The sequence below is a fragment of the Bacillus sp. TH22 genome (assembly GCF_016651015.1).
GTDB classification, from domain to species: domain Bacteria; phylum Bacillota; class Bacilli; order Bacillales; family Bacillaceae_G; genus Bacillus_A; species Bacillus_A mycoides.
Map to the genome: position 1 here is coordinate 1,049,672 of NZ_JAEKER010000001.1, position 20,237 is coordinate 1,069,908.

Annotated in this window: 17 protein-coding genes and 1 pseudogene; 1 reads left to right on the forward strand and 17 read right to left on the reverse strand. The window is 33.7% G+C overall.

The features are described 5' to 3' along the window. Nucleotides 1–19: 19 nt before the first annotated feature. From JFU18_RS05255 to JFU18_RS05325, 15 genes and pseudogenes are all read right to left on the reverse strand, one after another. Complete coding sequence (locus JFU18_RS05255; protein ID WP_000503891.1) at nt 20–316, reverse strand: TIGR04197 family type VII secretion effector; 297 nt, start codon at nt 314–316, stop codon at nt 20–22. Nucleotides 317–319: 3 nt separating this feature from the next. After that, nucleotides 320–742 carry a YwqH-like family protein gene (locus JFU18_RS05260; protein ID WP_016092741.1) on the reverse strand — a complete coding sequence of 141 codons (423 nt, stop codon included), beginning with the start codon at nt 740–742 and terminating at the stop codon, nt 320–322. Between the two features lie 12 nt (nt 743–754). Beyond that, a complete protein-coding gene (gene essC / locus JFU18_RS05265) occupies nt 755–5,266 on the reverse strand; it encodes a type VII secretion protein EssC (RefSeq protein ID WP_201033683.1) in 4,512 nt (1,503 codons plus the stop codon). Between the two features lie 43 nt (nt 5,267–5,309). Beyond that, on the reverse strand, nt 5,310–6,509 hold the full coding sequence (essB, locus tag JFU18_RS05270) for a type VII secretion protein EssB (RefSeq protein WP_201033682.1): 1,200 nt from the start codon (nt 6,507–6,509) through the stop codon (nt 5,310–5,312). Between the two features lie 72 nt (nt 6,510–6,581). Beyond that, on the reverse strand, nt 6,582–6,833 hold the full coding sequence (locus JFU18_RS05275; RefSeq protein ID WP_001007571.1) for an EsaB/YukD family protein: 252 nt from the start codon (nt 6,831–6,833) through the stop codon (nt 6,582–6,584). A 4-nt stretch (nt 6,834–6,837) separates the two neighbouring features. Then, nucleotides 6,838–7,341 carry a type VII secretion protein EssA gene (gene essA / locus JFU18_RS05280; RefSeq protein WP_085310677.1) on the reverse strand — a complete coding sequence of 168 codons (504 nt, stop codon included), beginning with the start codon at nt 7,339–7,341 and terminating at the stop codon, nt 6,838–6,840. After that, on the reverse strand, nt 7,313–11,089 hold the full coding sequence (esaA, locus tag JFU18_RS05285) for a type VII secretion protein EsaA (RefSeq protein ID WP_201033681.1): 3,777 nt from the start codon (nt 11,087–11,089) through the stop codon (nt 7,313–7,315). Before esaA ends, essA begins: the two co-directional genes overlap by 29 nt. A 125-nt stretch (nt 11,090–11,214) precedes the next feature. Then, on the reverse strand, nt 11,215–11,511 hold the full coding sequence (locus tag JFU18_RS05290) for a WXG100 family type VII secretion target (protein WP_000918598.1): 297 nt from the start codon (nt 11,509–11,511) through the stop codon (nt 11,215–11,217). Between the two features lie 308 nt (nt 11,512–11,819). After that, the gene (locus JFU18_RS05295; RefSeq protein WP_002127034.1) at nt 11,820–12,248 is read right to left on the reverse strand and encodes a GNAT family N-acetyltransferase; all 429 of its coding nucleotides are present in this window, start codon (nt 12,246–12,248) and stop codon (nt 11,820–11,822) included. Then, nucleotides 12,229–12,618, reverse strand: coding sequence for a cupin domain-containing protein (locus JFU18_RS05300; RefSeq protein WP_002065050.1), 390 nt, complete (start codon nt 12,616–12,618; stop codon nt 12,229–12,231). Before JFU18_RS05300 ends, JFU18_RS05295 begins: the two co-directional genes overlap by 20 nt. A gap of 12 nt (nt 12,619–12,630) precedes the next feature. After that, a complete protein-coding gene (locus JFU18_RS05305; protein ID WP_002127033.1) occupies nt 12,631–13,116 on the reverse strand; it encodes a GNAT family N-acetyltransferase in 486 nt (161 codons plus the stop codon). Next, nucleotides 13,113–13,673 (reverse strand): 2'-5' RNA ligase family protein, encoded by a 561-nt coding sequence (locus JFU18_RS05310; RefSeq protein ID WP_061675481.1) that lies wholly within the window; start codon nt 13,671–13,673, stop codon nt 13,113–13,115. The genes JFU18_RS05305 and JFU18_RS05310 overlap by 4 nt, the downstream gene beginning before the upstream one ends. 6 nt (nt 13,674–13,679) lie before the next feature. Beyond that, a complete protein-coding gene (locus tag JFU18_RS05315; protein ID WP_061675480.1) occupies nt 13,680–14,246 on the reverse strand; it encodes a GNAT family N-acetyltransferase in 567 nt (188 codons plus the stop codon). 232 nt (nt 14,247–14,478) lie between these two features. Further along, entirely contained in the window at nt 14,479–15,606 is a 1,128-nt protein-coding gene (locus tag JFU18_RS05320) for a metallophosphoesterase (protein WP_201033680.1), read from the reverse strand. Between the two features lie 147 nt (nt 15,607–15,753). Next, nucleotides 15,754–16,175 (reverse strand): annotated as a pseudogene (locus JFU18_RS05325) (GNAT family N-acetyltransferase). Between the two features lie 131 nt (nt 16,176–16,306). Between JFU18_RS05325 and pdxR the strand changes: the two are divergent. After that, a complete protein-coding gene (gene pdxR, locus JFU18_RS05330; RefSeq protein ID WP_201033678.1) occupies nt 16,307–17,707 on the forward strand; it encodes a MocR-like pyridoxine biosynthesis transcription factor PdxR in 1,401 nt (466 codons plus the stop codon). Between the two features lie 44 nt (nt 17,708–17,751). Here pdxR and JFU18_RS05335 read toward each other — a convergent pair whose 3' ends face one another. Together JFU18_RS05335 and JFU18_RS05340 are read right to left on the reverse strand one after the other, a co-directional pair. Beyond that, nucleotides 17,752–18,609 carry a YitT family protein gene (locus JFU18_RS05335; RefSeq protein ID WP_201033677.1) on the reverse strand — a complete coding sequence of 286 codons (858 nt, stop codon included), beginning with the start codon at nt 18,607–18,609 and terminating at the stop codon, nt 17,752–17,754. Between the two features lie 169 nt (nt 18,610–18,778). Further along, the gene (locus tag JFU18_RS05340) at nt 18,779–19,987 is read right to left on the reverse strand and encodes a macrolide family glycosyltransferase (protein ID WP_201033676.1); all 1,209 of its coding nucleotides are present in this window, start codon (nt 19,985–19,987) and stop codon (nt 18,779–18,781) included. Nucleotides 19,988–20,237: the final 250 nt, after the last annotated feature.

Here is a 20,237-nt window from a genome sequence, read left to right on the forward strand (position 1 = left end):
TTTTCTCCCTCCTATCCCTTTACATAGCACGGTGAGCTGAACTGTCTTTCAAATCTTTTCCAAGCTTTTCATCTTGCTGAACCATTTCTTGTCCTGTTTGCTGAATTCTACTAATATCCTTTTGTAGTATTTGTTCATATTGCTGCACTTTTTTCGATAACTTTTCAATCGCTTCACAATATTTTTTCAGTTTACTTAAATTCGTACGATGTAACTGCATACCATTAAATTTAGTCTTACCTAAATCACTAGCGCCACTTTTCAATTCACTTACTTTCGCATCAAATACCCCTTTATTTAATTTAATTTCCCCCATTTATCATTTCCCCGCCTTCTGTACTTCTACTTGAATACTAGCGTCAACCATTGAAACACTTCTACTTAGAGAAAGAATACTAGACTCACATGTAGCGATTTCTCTTTCAAGCCGCCGTATAGCTTGATCGATGTCTTCTTGCACTCTCCCTAGTTCTCCAATAAACCTCCCCAAATTAGAAATAACTTGTTGTTCATACGTTTCTTTAAAGGTAGTTGCTCTTTGCCCTTTCCAACTACTCTCGTTTATTTCTAAAGACTTAAACTGCTCTTGATTTTGTTTAATTGCTTCAAGATTATTTACAAATTTCCCTTTAGCAGTTGTTAGCCTTCGTAGTTTCATTTGTAATTCAGCCAATTGCCCTTGTTGATGACTTATACTACTTAACAAACCAGATTTTTGACTATTTAATTCCTCTATCCCCATGCAAATCCCCCCTTAAATAGTTGGCACTTTAATTCTAGTAGCAAAACGATTTTCAACAAAATACCCTTCAAATGGATTTAATTTTGTACTACTTAAATCTTTATTAGATACATCGAAGACCATTTGGCCTGATGATTTTCTAAGTAAAATAACATGAGATTGCGTTTTTATTGTTTTTGAAACTAAGTCGTATCGACTGTCAATTGAATCAACATCACAGCCAATTACGAAGTGGATGCCCATAAATGCACCATTTGTTATTAATTCCGCCAAACTATATATATCGCTATCTTCTAAATTACTTAAAATATCATTTACATCTGCGATTACGATTACAATCGGCTTAAATTTCTTAATAAATTCTGCCGGGTTCACTGTTTCACTTGATGCTTCCTGCTCCTCTTTAAACGCCGCTTCTCTCGATTTATAAGCATTTGTAACTTGTTTAATCGTTTTCTCAATTCCTGTTTTTTCAGCTACATATAAAGCAGAGCTCTCTCTATAGTTTGAGAAATTGCGTGTTCTTGTATCAATTAAACCTAGGTCAAAGTGACCACTGTCTGCTAACTGTTGAAGGAATTGATGAACTACATTTTCAACTTCATCTTTCTTAATTCCCCCTACAACAATATTAGACGCTTCCGTTAAATCTAATTCGAGAGGTGTAACGCTTTCTGTTTCTACACCAAATGTTAGTTTGCCTGCTTCAATAATTTTCCTTGTTTCTGGCCATGCAATAAATTCTTTGTATTCCAGAACTTCAGGTACCATAGGAATTGCTTTCGGTCTTTCTCCATTCCAGAAGGAATCCATCTCTTTTCCTTCAGCTTGTATATTTTCAATTCGAGTAAGGACATCTTCTCCATTTGTCGGTAAAGCTGTTTGGAAGATTGTTGGTTCGTCAATTTTAACTAAACCACGTCCTGCTAATTCTTCAATTTTTAACTCTGTTCTTCCTACAATAGCTCTAGATTCTGCCTCATCTATCATATATAGAGCAATTTGTAGTTTAATATTTGTATTTACTTGTACTCTCAATGCATTTTGACGTGTAGCCGTAAGCATTAAATGAATTCCTACTGCTGCCCCTTCACGTACAATTTGTGCAACAATGCGTTCAAAGTCTTCGACAAATCCAGCTTCTCTAACAGAATCATAGTTATCTAACGTAATTAATATTGTTGGTAATACTTCTTTACTAGCTCTCTCATACATTTCAAGACTTGCAACGCCATATTTACTTAGCAATTGCTTTCTATCTTTTAATAGGTCTTCTATGCGACGAAGAAATTTCTCGCATTTTTCAACTTGATCTAATGTAATGATGTCTGCCACATGCGGTAAAGATTTTAATGGCATTAAACCATTTGTTCCGAAGTCTAATAAATACACATGCAAATGCTCCGGACTATGCTGACGAGCTACATCCATAATGACTGATTGTAAGAATGTTGATTTTCCGTAGCCTGGACTTGAGAAGACCGCTACGTGTCCGTCTTTACTAATATCTAGTGTTAATGGTGTTTGTGATTGTAATTCAGGCTGATCTAGTAGACCAACTGTTGCTTTTAATGGTTTCTTTTCTTTCGTCCATGCTTCTTTGAACTGAATAGCATGTAAGTCTTGTAGATATACGCTTTCTGGAAGTGGTGGTAACCACGGTCTAGCTAACGCTTCAATTTCATTTATTTCTGCGTAATCGTGAATGTAGTCAATAACAGCATCCAGTTCAGATGGTACGCTTATTACTTCTTTACTGCTACCAAGTCCACTTAAGTCTTCACTTAATATTTCATATTGTCCTAAATCATTTATTGCATATATTGTTGCGTCTAAATGTTCTTTATCCTCTTTATTTTCTACATAGTCTGCTCCGCTCCAAGCTGATTGGAATAGTTCATAAATTTCATTGTTCCCAACTTGTAAGTACGCACGTCCTGGTAATGTAATTTCAGCAGCATCTGGTGTTTTTAAAATTTCATTACTATCTGACGTATTTTGAACTTTTAATGCTAGTTTGAATTTCGAGTTACTCCAAATTTGATCATCTACAACACCACTCGGTTTTTGCGTAGCTAATATTAAATGGATTCCGAGTGAACGACCGATACGCGCTGTTGAAACTAACTCTTTCATAAATTCTGGTTGTTCTGACTTCAGTTCCGCGAATTCATCACTAATTAAAAATAGATGTGGCATCGGTTCACTTACTAAGCCTTCTTTATACAATTTTTGATACTGATTAATATGGTTTACATCATTTTCCCCAAATAAGCGTTGTCTTTTTTGCAATTCAGCTTTAATTGATGCGAGCGCTCTCATACTTTGTGCTCCATCTAAGTTCGTAATTGTTCCTAATAAATGCGGTAAGTTTTTGAATAAATTCGCCATACCGCCGCCTTTATAGTCAATTAGTAGAAAGGCTACTTCGTAAGGATGGAAATTGACTGCTAGAGATAATATATACGATTGTATAATTTCCGACTTACCTGAACCTGTTGTACCTGCTATTAACCCGTGTGGTCCGTGTGCTTTTTCGTGTAAATTTAAGTTTACGATATCTTCTTTACCACGTAATCCAAGTGGTACAGCTAAAGATTTATGCGCTGCATTTTTCTCCCAGCGACTTGTGATATTCAGTTCTTTTACTTTCTCAACACCGTACATTTCTAAAAATGTTACGCTTTCTGGAATACTATTTTTTAAGTTTTGCAAATGGTTTAACGGTGCCAATGCACGTGAGACATCTTCTAAATTGAACCCTTTCGGTACATGATTCAATTTAAATTGACGGTTAACAAGCTCTCCTTGTTCTAAGATGATGTTCCCTTGTTTTGCATCTCTTATATCAATTACCGTTTTCACGTGCTCCGGTAAACTTTGCATAACATCTTGTACAAATACAAGTGATACACCTAATTGACTCGGATCATCATTAAAGAATTCCATAACAACATGGTCTAGTATTAGTTTTTCATCTGTAATGAGAACGACATAGTGCGGTGCAAAGTACATTTTTTCATTAGTTGAACTTTTTTCATCTAGTTTTAATTTTCGTTCTTTCAATATTTGATACAAACTATTTAACACTTGATCACGGCTACGATCATGGTATACAAATCCACGTACATTTATATCGCGAACACTTCCATGAGGTAGCCAGCGCATCCAATCCCATTTTTCTTTTTCTTCTTCAGGAAAAATAGTAATAAACTGCAAGTCATAATAACTATGGAATAACGCGGTTTGCACAACTAATAATTGTAATTGTTCTAACACTAAAGAGCGTTGTCCAATATAGCCAACCGGTCCATTTATCAAGTCTGTTACAACAGGTACATCTTCCAAAGAAAGATAACGCTGTCTTAGTTCACGCGCTATATCAATTAATTCATCCTTCGTTTGACTAAATTCTTCTTCATTAAATTGGATTTCAAAACTCGGATTAGCTTGTCCTGTCCCAACGCTAAATGTTAAGAAATCATGATGTAGCATTGTTTTTTCATATATACGTGGATTTACTTGCACAGCCATATTACGTATTACTTCAACATTTGGATTATGAAATTGTAATGCATGACGCTGCTTTTCACTTTCTGCATGTAAATCTTTCGTTTTTTGTTTTATATACGCTCTATAACTTTTATCACGTTCAACAATGTCAATTTTATATTGCTTTAAATTTTTTATATAAGATGTGACAGAAACAATAATCGTTACTAATGTCATCGCTATCGATGCAATAATAAACATTCCATATTTCATAAAGATAGCGAGTAATACCGTTACGACAATCATGACAAGAGATGGTGCAATAATTCTCGCCAAATGCTCAGTCGGTTTTGACGGCATACTTGAAGGTTTTGCAATTGTCATTTTCTCTTCTGGTTCACGGTAAATAATACGTGGTGAACGATGATAGTCTGGATAACCACTTTGATAATTCGTTTCGGATTCTACTAAAATAGGTAACGTAGATTTAACGTTCTCTTCTGAAGACAATACTTGAATATCTTCACTGCCTATCTCTACTAAAACACCATCAAAATATAATTGATCTCCTGCTTCTAACATAGCGCTATCTTTTAGCTTCGTATAATTATGAAATACATCCCCTTCATATACGTTTACTCTAAAAGAATCGTACAACGTTTCACGAGATAGCATTAAATCCACATTTGTCCCGATAATAGAAATATCATCATAACTGTTTTGACTAATTGTAAGAGAATGTTTCGTTCCGATATCAAACACTTTAGTTGTACCAATAATAGATATAAAGATTTTCAAGCTCACATCTTTAGTTTTTCCAATCTCAAATTCCTTATTGAACTCTATTAATTGATTTTGTACCATCCAAGCGTTCACTTCATTATTCCACTTTAATTCTACTTCTTGTTCTAAACTTGGATTCGTAATATCATTTGTCCACTCTTTTCCAATCGACACTATTGATTGCTCATTTGGATGTAATGTGCACTTATATATTTTGTCTCCATAAGTCAATACTAATAGTTGCTCCATCCGTGTTCACTGCTCCTTTTCAACTGTCTCATCAAGTGCTTGCTTACTCTTTTTTCTCTGTGCTCGACGAGTCTTTATCGTTTGATGATTTTCCATATTTCTTTTGATATTCATCTAATTGTTGCTCATATGTTTTTAACTTTTGATCACGCTCTTCTCCTGATAAATCCGGATTATTTTTCAGTGATTCAATTTGTTTAACAAGGCCGTACATAATAAGCTGAGGATCATCAAGTGTCTTAGCTAAATCTAATGATTTATCAAAATTACCTTTTCCGTTATACATCCAATACAGCAAATACTTTTCATCACTTTTCAAACTAATATTTTTCATAATTGATTTCTTTTGATCTTCACCTAGTTTTTCAGCTGTAATGTATGCAAATGCTAACTCATATTTAGATGCAATCGGTAACGATTCAAATTCCTCTTCATTTAATTGAGTAATTACTTTGTCATAATCAGTTGCTATGAAATTCGCATTTGCTTCTAATAATTTATTTTGATAAGGAAATTTTATAAAAGTGAAATATATTAAAGGAGCAGCTAAAATCACAGTCGCCGCTATGAAGGAAAAAGCTAAGTATTTAAACGATTTATAGCTTTTTTTAGGTACTAACTGCATATTTTTTTCTGTTTTTGTTTGTTCCTTCTCAAAGCTGTCATCAAGAAATTGCAGTAATGCATCTAAGCTTTCCATTTGAGCAACCGTCTGTTCAAATGTTGTTTCTTTTGCATCTTTTAGTAACCCAGCATACAAATCATCAAAATTGTGCTTTTTGGAGAATAAAGCGATAATTAGACACTTATATTGTGTTAAAAATTGCTCTTCTAACAACGGGGTTGGTGGAACAATATCTCGAATTCCTCTATGTATAATACTTGGCATTAAATTAGCATTAAAAACTATATTGTCCGGATGTAAAAAGAACGTGATTCGTTTATTTAAATATTTACGAAACTGCGCAACATTTCGAAGCAGTCTTAATTTCTCATTTCTTCCAAAACGGCTAAGATCATCCCACTTATATAATTTTTTATCCACTTGAAATATAAAGGTAAACATATCATCAGTTTCCTCTATCGTTAATGGTACAAATTCAGATGATACGCCCGTAATTACATCAAATTGACGGAAGTCTTTTATACGTGTTTGAGATTTTGTCATCTCCAATTTCCAATTTTCCTTTTCTATTTGAAATTGATAGTTCATTGCATCAATTTGAATTGTTTTTTCCGTCATTTTTATCCTCTTCTCCTTTTCTTTATAACCCGTAATAACTTATTTTCAAATAACTAAAAGTAAACATATTCTTTATAAAACTTGTAAAATATCTCCATCTGTTATTTGGTGATCGATTAAACGATCATTATCTGTTAAAACAATTGACTTATTCTTTACTTTAATTACAAAATGTGAACCTTCATGATTATCAATCTTTAGCGTATCTAATAAATTTTTCAACAAATATTTAATAGATTGATGATTCGGAATACGTAAATCATATGTATTTCCATTCCATTTACTAAAATCTACCGTTACATTAATATGTGTTTGTATTGCCATTACTTTACCTCCAACTTTTGCGAAGAACTGTATAAATACCGATGCAAATAAGTACAATGCCACCGCCAAATAATAATATTATTGTTGTACTAATTGGCTTTTCATTCATTGTTTCATTACTCGCTACTTCATCTGCACTTTTTCTGACAACGTATTCACTGCTAAATAAACTATTTTTCGTATCTTTAACACTGTTTATTTCTTTTTGTTTTATAAAAAGAGAATCTCGTAAAGCTTCCATATCTTTTTGTTCTTTCTTTTTCTTTTTCTGAATTTCTTCTTCTATTTCTTTATTAAATAACTCAATCGATGCTTTATCTAATTCAGTTTCCTTGTGTTCCTTTTTATTTTTTTCTTGGTCGTTTTCTTCAACACGATCTACTTTAAACTTAATCTTCCCATCATCACCAAGATAACTGTCAGCCGCGCTCCTTATCGGTAGCGCGACAAACAGTAAAAGGATAGAGAGAAATGATAACTTAGCCACTATGCTCCATTGTTTGATCATTTACTTCTTTTTCCTCCCATTTCTTATGCCATACAAATAGATTACCAACTAATCCTATAATGGCAATTACAAACAACACGATGAAAATAACTTTTCCAGTATCTTTACCGCTAATAAAATCATTTAGAAAACTTTCTATATACTGAAGTGGTGAGAACTGACGTACCTTTCCAACAGACGACATTTGATCTACTTTACTTCCAACTGCTTCAGTTAAAAATAGGTACATACTTAAAAATACTAATAGTATAAACATCCCTACCATTTTTATTTGTCGTAATAAGTATGTTGAGACCAATACAAACGCCATCATAATGATTGTGATAAACGCAATCCATAGTAAACTTTGATCTTGACCGAACTGTAAAAGACGTCCAGAAATGATACCTATACTAATTCCTTCCACAATTGATATACCGAATGCCACTACTGTAGTTGGTACATTCATATCAATTAATGAGAATTTCTCTTCAAAATGATCTGATTGCGTTCGTTTCTTTTCTTGATTCGCAATTGCGTATGCTGTAAATAACGCAACAATAAAACAAGTTAATACGATTAAATATGGTGTAAAAGCATTACCAGCTACAATGACTCCATCATTTTGTTTCTGAACTGGACTAGATAAAAATTGATATAACATTTCATTTTGGCGATCACCAATTCGGCTATTAGCCAAAATTTTAGTAAAGTTTTTGGAGAATGATTTATCATCGTCCATTTTCTTTGTAAAGTCATTTAATAATGAATCAGCCTTTGAAACAATTGTCGTTCCACTGTCTTGAATTTCTTTTGCTTGTCCATTAATTTGATCAAATGTTTTATATACATCGTCTGATGTTGTTAAACTATGCTTCGAACTCTCGACCAATGACTGACTTTGCATCATTAATGATTTAATACCAGAATCTAACGATAAAACAGCTGTTTGCTCACCAGTATTATTTGTTGTTAGCACTTGCTGTTCTTCAACTAGCTTTAAGCTACTCTCACGCCATTTCGCTAAACCTTTTAAATACTCTCCTAAATTTTCATTCATACTAGTTGCTTGCTGCGTCGTTACATTTAATTTCTCCGCTAGTAGCATTGAATTTTGATCCGCACTAGTAATCACTTGTTGATAAGCGTCTATTTTTTGTTTTAAACCTGTCATATCTTGCTTTACTTCTGCCGTAATACTAGATGAAACAAGGTTTAAAATTAAATCAATTAAGCTTTGTTTATTTAATACATAGTACAAAGATTGATCAGTCGCAATTGCATCTAAACTTCCCTCTTCTAGCTTAGGACCTACATCTTTCGTTCTTAAGTCAATCCCATAATACATTTGGTACAGACTAAGTAAACCTTGGTAACTTTGAACAGTATCTACTGCTTCTTTAATTAGTACATTAGATGTATTAGTTGTTAATTTTTCTGTTTTTTGATGTACAACTTGATTAGTCGTTCGTTCAATAACTTTTGAGTTATCACCTTGGTTTTGGTTTCCTCCTGGATCTGTTCCCGTTCCGCCTCCTGGGTTTCCTCCCGGATCTGTTCCCGTTCCGTCTCCTGGGTTTCCTCCTGGATCCGTTCCCGTTCCGCCTCCTGGGTTTCCTCCCGGATCTGTTCCCGTTCCGCCTCCTGGGTTTCCTCCTGGATCTGTTCCCGTTCCGCCTCCTGGGTTTCCTCCTGGATCTGTTCCCGTTCCGCCTCCTGGGTTTCCTCCTGGATCTGTTCCCGTTCCGCCTCCTGGGTTTCCTCCTGGATCTGTTCCCGTTCCGCCTCCTGGATTTCCTCCTGGATCTGTTCCCGTTCCGCCTCCTGGATTTCCTCCTGGATCTGTTCCCGTTCCACCTCCTGGATTTCCTCCTGGATCTGTTCCCGTTCCACCTCCTGGATTTCCTCCTGGATCTGTTCCCGTTCCGCCTCCTGGATTTCCTCCTGGATCTGTTCCGCCTTCAGGGGTCCCTCCGTTACCATTGTTATCCTGTTCCGTTTTTTGAATGATAGGTTTTTTAGCAGTGTGTACTAGCGGCATTATTCCATACTGCGTTTTATTAACTACATTTTCCACCTTGCTATTTTTGGATTGTGTTCCTTCATCCTCTTTTTTAGGTTCTTCTTTTTTAGGCTCTTCTTTTCCAGAACTAGTTTCTTTTTCGTAATTTCCATTTAATCTCCATTCCCATGTTACTGGAGAAAAAACATCTATATTGATGCTTGGATCTATTAACTTCACATGAAGGTTAATTTTTAAATCCCCTTCATTACGGGCAGGTATTGTAACTGCTCCGTTTTGAAGAAATTCACTTGTATGATCCACATCATCAATATACAAAGATCCTGTACTTCCGTATAGTTCAAAGCCACTTGGAATACTTATGTTCATAGTTTGAGGTGATTCCATCTTGATTACTTTCGCTGTATCACTAAATGTAATTCCATCCTTAGAAAGACTATTCTTTACTTCTTTAATTGAATTTCCTAAAGAGATTTTATTTACAGGATCATAATTAAAATTATTTTCTTTATTATATTTATTTGTAAATTGAATTACATTTTTCAGTTGTAATTTCATTTCATCTGGCAAATCACTTTGAACTATTTCTTCCATATTTAAACTAGGTAATTTTGTAATTAAATTCTCGATTTGTTGCTTTATTCGAACATCTGGTTGTTTCATTAACGTATTTATAAATACTTCTTGTTGTCCATCATTTGAAAGAGACTTCTGTAATCGTTTATTTATCGTTGCTTGAATGTCACTCTCTAACTTCCCTGCAAGTTCTGTATCATATTCTGATACTTGTTTTTTTACATCTGTTAAATATTTTTGAATTGCTGAAGCATCAGCTAAAATATTTGGTTCTTTCTCTGAAAGCATAAATTGATTTGCAATAATTTTATTTGCCGATTCCAGTGAGCTTAACTGCTTTAAAGCATCACCTGCACCCATCTCACTCATAGATTGATTAAATTGACTCGAAAAATTATTAGCTAACAAATTATTATCAGATTGCATTTTTTGAAAGTTATTAAAACCTTCCAAATAAGTATTATTAGATTTATTTCCTTCATCTAATGTTTGACCAAACCCTTTTAAGACATCCTGAAATCCTTTAAAACTATTAACAGAAATCCCTGTATAGTCTTGTACCGTTTTAAATTGATTTGTATAATTTGCCAACGGACTATGTACATCTTTTTTGTATATATTTGTTTGAGTGTTTCCTTTTTCAATTATTTTACCTATATTATCTTGTGCGCCTTGCAATTTTCCGATAATACTTGCAAAATAAACATCAATTATTTGTTTATTAAAGTCCTCCAAAATCATAGAAGCTGTATTTTCAGCTTCAGCTTTCAAATCTTTATTCCCAGTCGCGTTTACTTTGTAGTTTAACGTTAATTTCTCCGGCAGTTCTGAATCAATCGCAACGGCCTTCCTAGAAAAATCATTAGGTATTACAATCATCATATTGTAATTATTATTTTTCAAACCATTTTCTGCTACTCCGCGACTAACTACGTACCATTCTTGTTTCGTATTTTTATTTACATTTTTAACAAATTGATCTCCAAACGCTATTTTATTCCCTTCAAATACAGTTCCTTGATCTTCATTTACTAATGCAACTGTCATTTTTGGCGTGCTATTCTCATTAGCTTTCTTAACATTTTGATTTAATGCTAAATAGGAGACTCCTGTTGATAGCACAAGAGCTAAAATAATAAACAACAAGATGCTCCACTTAAACTTTTTCACTACTTATCACTCCTGCGGCTGCGAGTCTATTAAGTTAAGGACTCCTTATCTTACTCTAGTTTTAAAGCAATTTAGCCATACAACAAAAGTTGCATGGCTAAATTATATATTTCTTTTGCCCGTTTTTATTGTAGACCGAAATTACGAGAAAGATCTTCGTCGTGTCTAGCAACAGCCTCTGCAGTTTTATTAAGCTGCATATTAATTTCTTGTAATAGCTCTGCGAAGTTTTGTACTTTTGGTTTTAATTGATTGAACTGTTGATCAAAACCTTCGAAAGCACGACCTTCCCATTCTCCTCTTAATTCATTTTGTAAGTTTTGTAACTGACGTAAAATGTCCTCAATTTGATTTGCACCTTGTCCATATCGAGTCGCTTTTGATTTAAGCTCCTCTGGTGACATACGAATTTGTCCTGCCATTATTAAATCCCCCTTAAAATTTTAAAATAGTAAAATTAACCCAAAATCAATTCTACAAATTGATTATATCAATAATTTAAAAATTTCTAAACAAAAAAATGATATTTTTCCAAAATTTCTCTTTTAACATAATAATATTATATTATATAATATAAATTTATTGTTTTTTTAAAAGGACTGCTAAGCGTTTCTACCTCTATTTAATAATAACAAGAAAACTTTTTTTGCCCAAAATTCAGAATATAACCTTTGCAAATTACATACTCATTTTCTTTTTCTTGTTTCTTCGCCCACTTAAAATCGTTTTCTCACTTCAACGTCATGATTACTTGTCTTTCAACGAAGCCAAAATCTTCGTACATTTCTTTTGCAAAGTTCCCTGTAAATACATTCAAGCGAATTTCTGAATACTTTTCTTGTAGTTCCTTGATCCCAGCTTTCATTAGTTTTCGTGATAATCCTCTCCCGCGATACTCTGAAAAAACATACAATTCATAAATAAAACCGAGTTTTTCACGAGAGAAATAGTCCACATTTTCTCCTATTAGTATCCATCCCACTACTTTATTTTCTTCCTTTGTAACTATATAATATGCCCCTTTTTCTACTAAAGGTTTTGTAATTTCAATCGCTTTTTCCGTACTTAGTTGACAATTTCCTCTCGTTCCTTCGAAAAGTGATTGAGCTGCATAATGTAATATTTGTTTCGTTTCTTCCTCATCCGCTTTTGTAATCATTCCTTTCTCCCTCCTGCCCTCTAATCATCATTGAAATACCATTTTCAAGACCGTCTGACTCAATTACAATTGCCATCAATCCTTTTTCCGTACTCGTTTCATGTAACTCGCCCTTCGCCCAAAACGCAGCTTGTCCAGCTCCTATCTTCACTTTTTCTTTATCTGATCCGCAAACAAATCCTTCTCCTTGTACAATTAGAAGCAGTTGAGATACAACTGCTTCATGATATCCAATAACTCCATTCGGTTGTAGATGCATAGAACCGATATGTATATTCCCTTGATGTTTTAATATTTTTGACATTATAAAGTTAGATTGAAATGCTGATATATGCTCTCCCACTTTTTCACTGAAATCAAAAATCTTCATTTCTGATCCTCCTTATATGTATAAAACCATTCTCACTGTTTGCAGCATATGTCCTTCGAAATCTTCTTCAAATTGCTCTAAAGCCGCAAAACCTTTTGCTTCATAAAATCGTTTTCCTTTTTCATTTTCCGCTTCTACATGAATGTACATTTTTCGAATCCCTTTTAACGTCGTGATCCCTTTTTGTAACAAAGCTGTCCCTATCCCTTTCCCTTGCTGATCTGGCAACAAATAAATTGCACCTAATTCTGCTTCGTTTTGCAGTCTAATTGGTGAAAAATTTGCAAAGCCAATTACTTCTCCCTCTTCTTCCGCAACAAATAAATGTGTATTTTCAAGGCGATATTTCATTTTTTCATCGGAATACGCTTCATTTAAAAAGTTGTCTTGAATCTCTCCCGGAATAATTCCTTCGTAAGTATCATGCCAAGCTATTTTCGCTACGTTTTGTACAGCATGAATATCTTCTTGCTTCATTTCTCTAATTACATATGTCATCTCGATGTCTCCATTCTCTTTAAATTACACTCTGCTAAAATACTAGAAGAAACGGCAAAACCATCTTCATAATTTACCTTAATTAATTTTAACTTCTCAATCGAAGCTAGTGTAACATCAAACTTTTCATATATATATTCCATTACACTTAAAAATTGATTTGAATTTAACCCATTAGCAATCGTGCAATGTGGAACCCATTTTCCTGGTACGTAATATGACTGTAGATTATCATGAAAAACTTTGAAATAATCATGATAAGAATGATGAAGTCTTAATAACTCATCAGTAATGGTTGGTGCTAGAAAGATCGTTCCGTTAGTAGGAAAAGTTCCAACTGAAGGAAAAGTTACAGCGGAGATGTTCTCTTGAAAAACTACAAACTCCTCTAATTTCTTCGTATATAAATTAACATCTAACTCATTATAATCAGCCAATGTAATATGTGGTTCTACTCCAGCTAGTTGATTTATTCCAATTATATTTGTTAATTCATTTTGCAATTCTCTAATTTTATTAGTGAACACACAATCAAATGTAGCAATAATAGCGTACATGCTTCCTCACCCCTTCGTTACACATAGCACTTCCCATTCTTCACGAATCATTCCCATTCGAATAGAATCATAGTATGTCCCGTTATAATATCGGCATTTTCGCATTCTTCCTTCTAAGCTCATTCCTATTTTCTCTGCTACTTTCATCATTCTTTCATTGCCAGACCAAGTTGTAAGCCCTACTCTACCAATCTCCATATTTTCAAATAGTAAGTCCCTATATAATGTTAATGCTTCTGTACCATATCCACCGTTCCAGTATGCTGGGTCATAAATTACGATTCCCATTTCTAACCAACGCGTCGGTTTATGCTCCCAATAAAATCCGACTGTCCCTATAATTTGACCGTCATTTTCGACAATTAAATTCGATAGCGGCTCTTCTATTAAACGTTTTTGTGAATTTTCTTTATATGGCGTGTATTCTTGCATTGATATTGGAAAGTATGGTGCATCCCATTTCTTCCATTCTGGGTTTTCTTCTTTATATACAATACTCCATAATGTTTTTATATCTGATTCCTCAATTGTACGAATTGTAACTTTGTTCCCCTTTAATATAACGTTTTGCATAATTTCCTCCTACATTCCTCTTTATTTCATATACAATTATAATATTTTTTCAGAAAAATCAAAACAAAACTCTACTCTATTTTGTATAATTTTGTTATATGATACGAATTATTTATGTAAATTAGCCAATTTTTTCGAATTTAATTTAGAAACGGAACTTCGGAAAAAAATTAGATGAAGTACGAACTCGTAACATAGTTAATAAAAAATAGGAGGTTATATCCCTCCCATTTTAGCTAAATATTGTATTTCCCTTCTTTTCTACCTCAAGTAGAATTCCTTTCTCTACCCAGCCTTCTACGCCATCTTTTTTAATTAAATCATATCCCATGCAGCTACCATCAATTAAAGAAACTGTATCCCCTTTTCTAATACTGATTTGCGCACAAGAAATATCCGTTTTCACTGTATACTCACCTGATTCAAGTTGCTTTATATACTCGTTTTTCACATGAAGTAATTCATTTGTTCCTAGTTGTTTACATACGGTAAAACCTTTCATTCTCTCCACAGGTTCTATGTAATAATGTGGATATGTAACCCCGCCCTGCATTACTGCATTCGCATTAAAATCGGCCAATACCTCATACTGTGGAAAATGATCTACATATGTATAAGAAAACGTATCACCTGAAGTTGTCCTCTGAATAATAAATGCGTTTAATTGCCCTGCTTCTTTAATCGCATTACCACCATCAATCGCAATAATTTTTTTCTCCTTATCAATAACTGGATTGTTAGACGGCGCCTCATCGGAATAGTTCACAACAGGCCAATGTCCAACAATTACGTACTTATCCGCACTATGTGACTTATTAAAAAACTCTGGTATTGCAATTGCATTTTTCCTGTCTGTTTGTCTCCAATTCTCTCTATCTTCAAGGCCAGCATGTACAAAGATATAATCATCAGTTTCAATAGCAGTTGGCAATTCTGTTAGCCACTTTATTTCTTTTGAAAAATGGCTCATCAATATTTTTTTCACTTCACAAATATCACTTTCTTTATTAACGGTAACGTTCAATTTCGCTAACCATTCATTAAAAACTGTATTCTTTCTCGTACATAAATAATTTATTAGCGCAGGATTTTCATTTACAAGCGCTTCAACTACAACTTCACAATTCCCTTCAACTACATAAACATTTGGCTTGCTAACTACTAAATCCATGACATAGTTTACGACGCCAATGCTATCGTTCCCCTTCTCACAAAGGTCGCCATTTATAATTAAATAATCATCATCTTTAAAATTAACTTTATGTAGTAGCTCCTTAAAAAGATCTAATTCTCCATGAATATCAGAAATAATGATGACTCTTACATCATTTGGTATAGATAATTTCTTTATTTTTTCCAAGTATAAACGCTCCTAACATTCTCTAAATACAATATTCCCTTGTTAATTTCTAATATTCGACAAATTATATTACTAGACCTGTTCCTAGCTCAAATCTGTAAAAGAAAATAGGTTCCATATATTTTTACACACGGAACCTACTTAATATTATAACTCTTTATAAAAAGAATAACTTACCTTATCATAGCCTTCTCTTTCATAAAAACGATGGGCATCAACTCTTGGAAACGCTGATGTAAGAACGATAGAACTGCACCCTTTTTCTTCCCCCATTTTTCTGCATATGACAGAAGAACTTTACCATATCCTTTCGATCTGTGAGCTTCCGCAGTTACAAGGTCATATACGAAAACATGTTTCTCATTATAAAAGTTCGTACAAATTGCTACACCAGCAAGACAAACAACTTCATCATCTTCATTCTGTAACGAAAGTAGTTTATAATTTTCTTCTTTCATTTTTTGAAATAAAGAACTTGCTTCTTCTCTTGAAAGTTTCGTTCGTAATTGCTGTAATACGGGGAATACATCATGTAAATCAGCTTCTGTTACTACTTCTCTAATATTCATTATGATTCTCTCCTTACTATTTATAAAATTTTCTAAATGTTATATCATTATTATAAAAAGTAACTGCCCCTCACTTAAGTGACAGTTCGATTATTTTTTATATGGCCAGTTTTTAAAGGAGAATTCATAAAATGGATCTTACTATCCCATTGCAATTAGAAAGTAAAACACCAATTTATTTACAAATTTACGAATATATGAAACGAGAAATCTCTCAGGGATCACTGCCTGCCGGTACACGCCTTCCTTCTCACAGAAATTTAGCGGTACAACTTAATGTTAGCCGTATTACTGTTGAATCTGCTTATCAACAATTACTAGCTGAAGGTTATGTAGAAAGTAAACCGAAACGCGGGATTTTTGTTGCAGAAGTTGATATTGATGTCATTCAAAATAAACAACAAGTTGTGTCAAACAGCGCTAACAATATAAAAAAAGAACAATATGACTATGATTGTAGCCAAGGGCTGATTGATCAAAAAGCTTTTCCAATTACAAACTGGAAAAGAGCATTACAAGAAACTTTATTCCAGTATGAAAATGAATTATTTGCTAGAGAAGATCCTCAAGGTGAGTTCGTTCTACGAGAGCATATTTCAAAATATTTATACCATGCCCGCGGGGTACATTCTTCACCTGATCAAATTATTATCGGAGCCGGTACGCAGCCTCTTCTTTGGCTACTACTTCAACTACTTGGTTCAAAAAAAGAATACGGAATCGAAAACCCTGGATTTCACCGTATAACTGCCATGATTCAAAGTTCTGGTCTTCCTGTTCACCCTATTTCATTAGACGATAAAGGGATTCGTATTTCAGCTTTACGTGAATCACGTTCCAATGTAGCATACGTCACTCCATCACACCAATTTCCTCTTGGAATGATTATGCCATTATCTAGAAGGCTCGAATTATTAAGATGGGCCAATGATTGCGGAGGATATATTATTGAAGATGATTATGACGGAGAATTTCGTTATGTAGGAAAACCTATTCCCTCTTTACAAGGACTAGATTCAAATGAACGCGTTATTTATATGGGAACTTTCTCGAAATCCTTCTTACCTTCTTTGCGAATGGGGTATATCGTTTTACCAACTCATCTATTAAAAATCTATAAAGAGCTTGAAGGTAAGTTTAAACAAACTGTTTCCACAATACAGCAACTCGCTTTTGCAACCTTTATTCACAATGGTGATTGGGAGCGCCATTTGAACCGTAGTCGTACGTTATATAAAAGAAAGCACACATTACTAGTTAAATCTATCAAAAATGAAATGGGATCTCGTGTTCAAATACTTGGCGAACAGTCTGGACTGCATATCGTACTTCATGTTCATAATGGTATGAACGAACAAGAACTGATTCATACTGCTGCAAAACAACAAATCAAATTATACCCACTCTCTACATATGATTCTGTACATAATTTAAGAGGGGCGTCCTATGTACTACTCGGTTTCGGCAGCATTCCCGAAGATAGTATCGAAATTGTAGTCAAATTACTAAAGGAAGCCTGGTTCCCTAAGTAAAATAACTCCACATAAGTTATACTTATGTGGAGTTATTTTACACACTATTTTTCTGATACGTCTCCTGATCGAGCAGTCCTTCCTGGACGCTTAACACCAGTTGTTTCTGTTGAATAGGAAGCTTCAATTATAGCGGTTGGATCTACAGAGAGAACGAGATCTTTCATTTTTGGATAAATGAAACGGTTTGTAATACAATAAATGATTTTCTTGTGCTCTCCTAAAAAACCACCTTCTCCATGTAGATACGTAACGGATAATTGCAAGTCTTTCATAAGCAAATCGCCTATTTCTTTATTTTTCCCAGAAATAATCATAACGCTCTTTCCTTGATTAATACCATCTAATATGAAATCAATCATTTTCGTAACAATATAGAAAATAGCTAATGAGAACATCGCTTGTTCGATTGAAAATAAAATGGCAACAAAAATGAAAATAACTGCATTAACAGCAAGTAAAAATGTGCTAATTGGTACTTTAAAGTGTTTGTTCATCCAAACAGCTAACATTTCTGATCCATCAATTGCCCCGCCCATTTTTACAACGATCCCAACACCAACTCCAAATAGAACTCCTCCGTAAAGTACAATTAATAATTCCGAAGTTGTAATTGCTGGAAATGGCTTTAAATAAATCAATCCAAGTGTTGTAACAACATTTGCATAAGACGTACGGATAAAGAACTTCTTACCCATTACTTTTGCAGTAAATAGTAAAATTGGGATATTAAGTCCTAAAAATACTCCATAAAGCGGTAATCCAGCAACTTTATTTGCCATAATAGCAATGGCCGTTACCCCGCCATCTACTAATCCATTAGGTGCTAAAATAAGCTCTAATGAACCCGCTACAATAATCGATCCAATTGTTAATAATACGTATTCAAATACTCTTTTCATTCATTACCCCCAAAACATATATATTTTCTTAGTATTATTTTAACGTAATTTTACTACTAATTCAAAGATATCAGTTTATATACACAAAAGTTTCACCTTTATAGTGATTTTTTATGTAATTTATTTATAAAAACACACTTACGTATTTCAGTAAGTGTGCTCCAAACATTTATTTAAGTTTTAAGTATGAATTCACTTTCATTTTAAATATTTCATCAACTGCTCTATTATACCCACCAGCATTTCGAAGTGACTCTCCAACTTTACGACTATTTTCCTTAAACGTTACATCATACATTACTTTCTTTACAGTCTCACGTAACAATTCAGAAGTTAATTCTTTACGATTAAGCCTTATTCCAGCTCCTACTTCACTCACTCGTTTCGCAACTAAAGGCTGATCTCCTGTTACCGGAATTACAACTAACGGGACACCGTAATATAGTGCTTCACTCGAACTATTCATACCACCGTGTGTCACGAATACATCAGCGTACTGTAATAATTCTAATTGCGGCACATAATTATACAACTTAAAGTTATTCGGAATGTTTTCAAATTGACTTATATTTATCTTCTTACCAACAACTAATACGACTGTCGCTCCTACATCTTTAAACGCTTCAAAACATTTTTCATATAACTCAGGTTGTTCATTAAAAACTGTTCCCATAGAAATGAAAATCAATTGTTTATCTTTTAAATCTTCCATAGAAAAGCTATCTACTTCTTTTCGAGTAGCAATTGATGGACCGACAAACTTATACGATTCATCGAATACATCTGAACGCGGCTGATATTCCTTTGAAGTATATACAATAGTAATATCACCAGGATGATTCATAATATCATACATATTAATACATTTCATTCCATACTGCCTATTCCATTTTTCCATTCCCGCTAAACAAGATTGATATAATGGATTAGTTTTATCTACTTGTCTCGATTCTTGTTCATCATTAAAAGTAATGTACTGATTAAAAGCAAACGTTGTACAAGAAGAAACGCTAGGTAATTTTAAAACATTCGCTATAATACGTCCTACTGGAAAATGATTATCGTATATCAAGTAATCGTACTTTTCCCCTTTTGTTTCTTCTACAATTTGAGTAACAATACGCTCTGATGCTTCAATCATATGAGATAGCATCGTCAAAGGACTCCCACCTTCATTTACTCGTTCCATAATATTAATTTGAGAGAGGAAATTCTCAAACACTCGGAATTCTGCACCTGTTGCTTCAATCTTCTTTCTATAATCTTCAATACAATACGAAACAACTGTTTCCCCTCGCCGAATTAACTCACTTACAATAGCTAAAGTCGGATTTATATGACCTTCTCCAGGGAAATTTATTACGAGTACATTTGCCATAATATTCTCTCCTATCTAATATAATTAATTTAAAACTATTAAGTAATCTATTCTACTTCTTCATATTTTTCTCTTCATTTTATTATTGAGAAATATTTTTCATAACCTACATTATAACTCTTATAAAAGTAGGCTTAACCTTTCATTTATTGAAAAATACGGGATTTACATTCAGGTATTTTTACAGATTTATCATCAGAAACATTTTTTTGATAATTCATACAAAACTAGAAAAATATAATTTTCACAC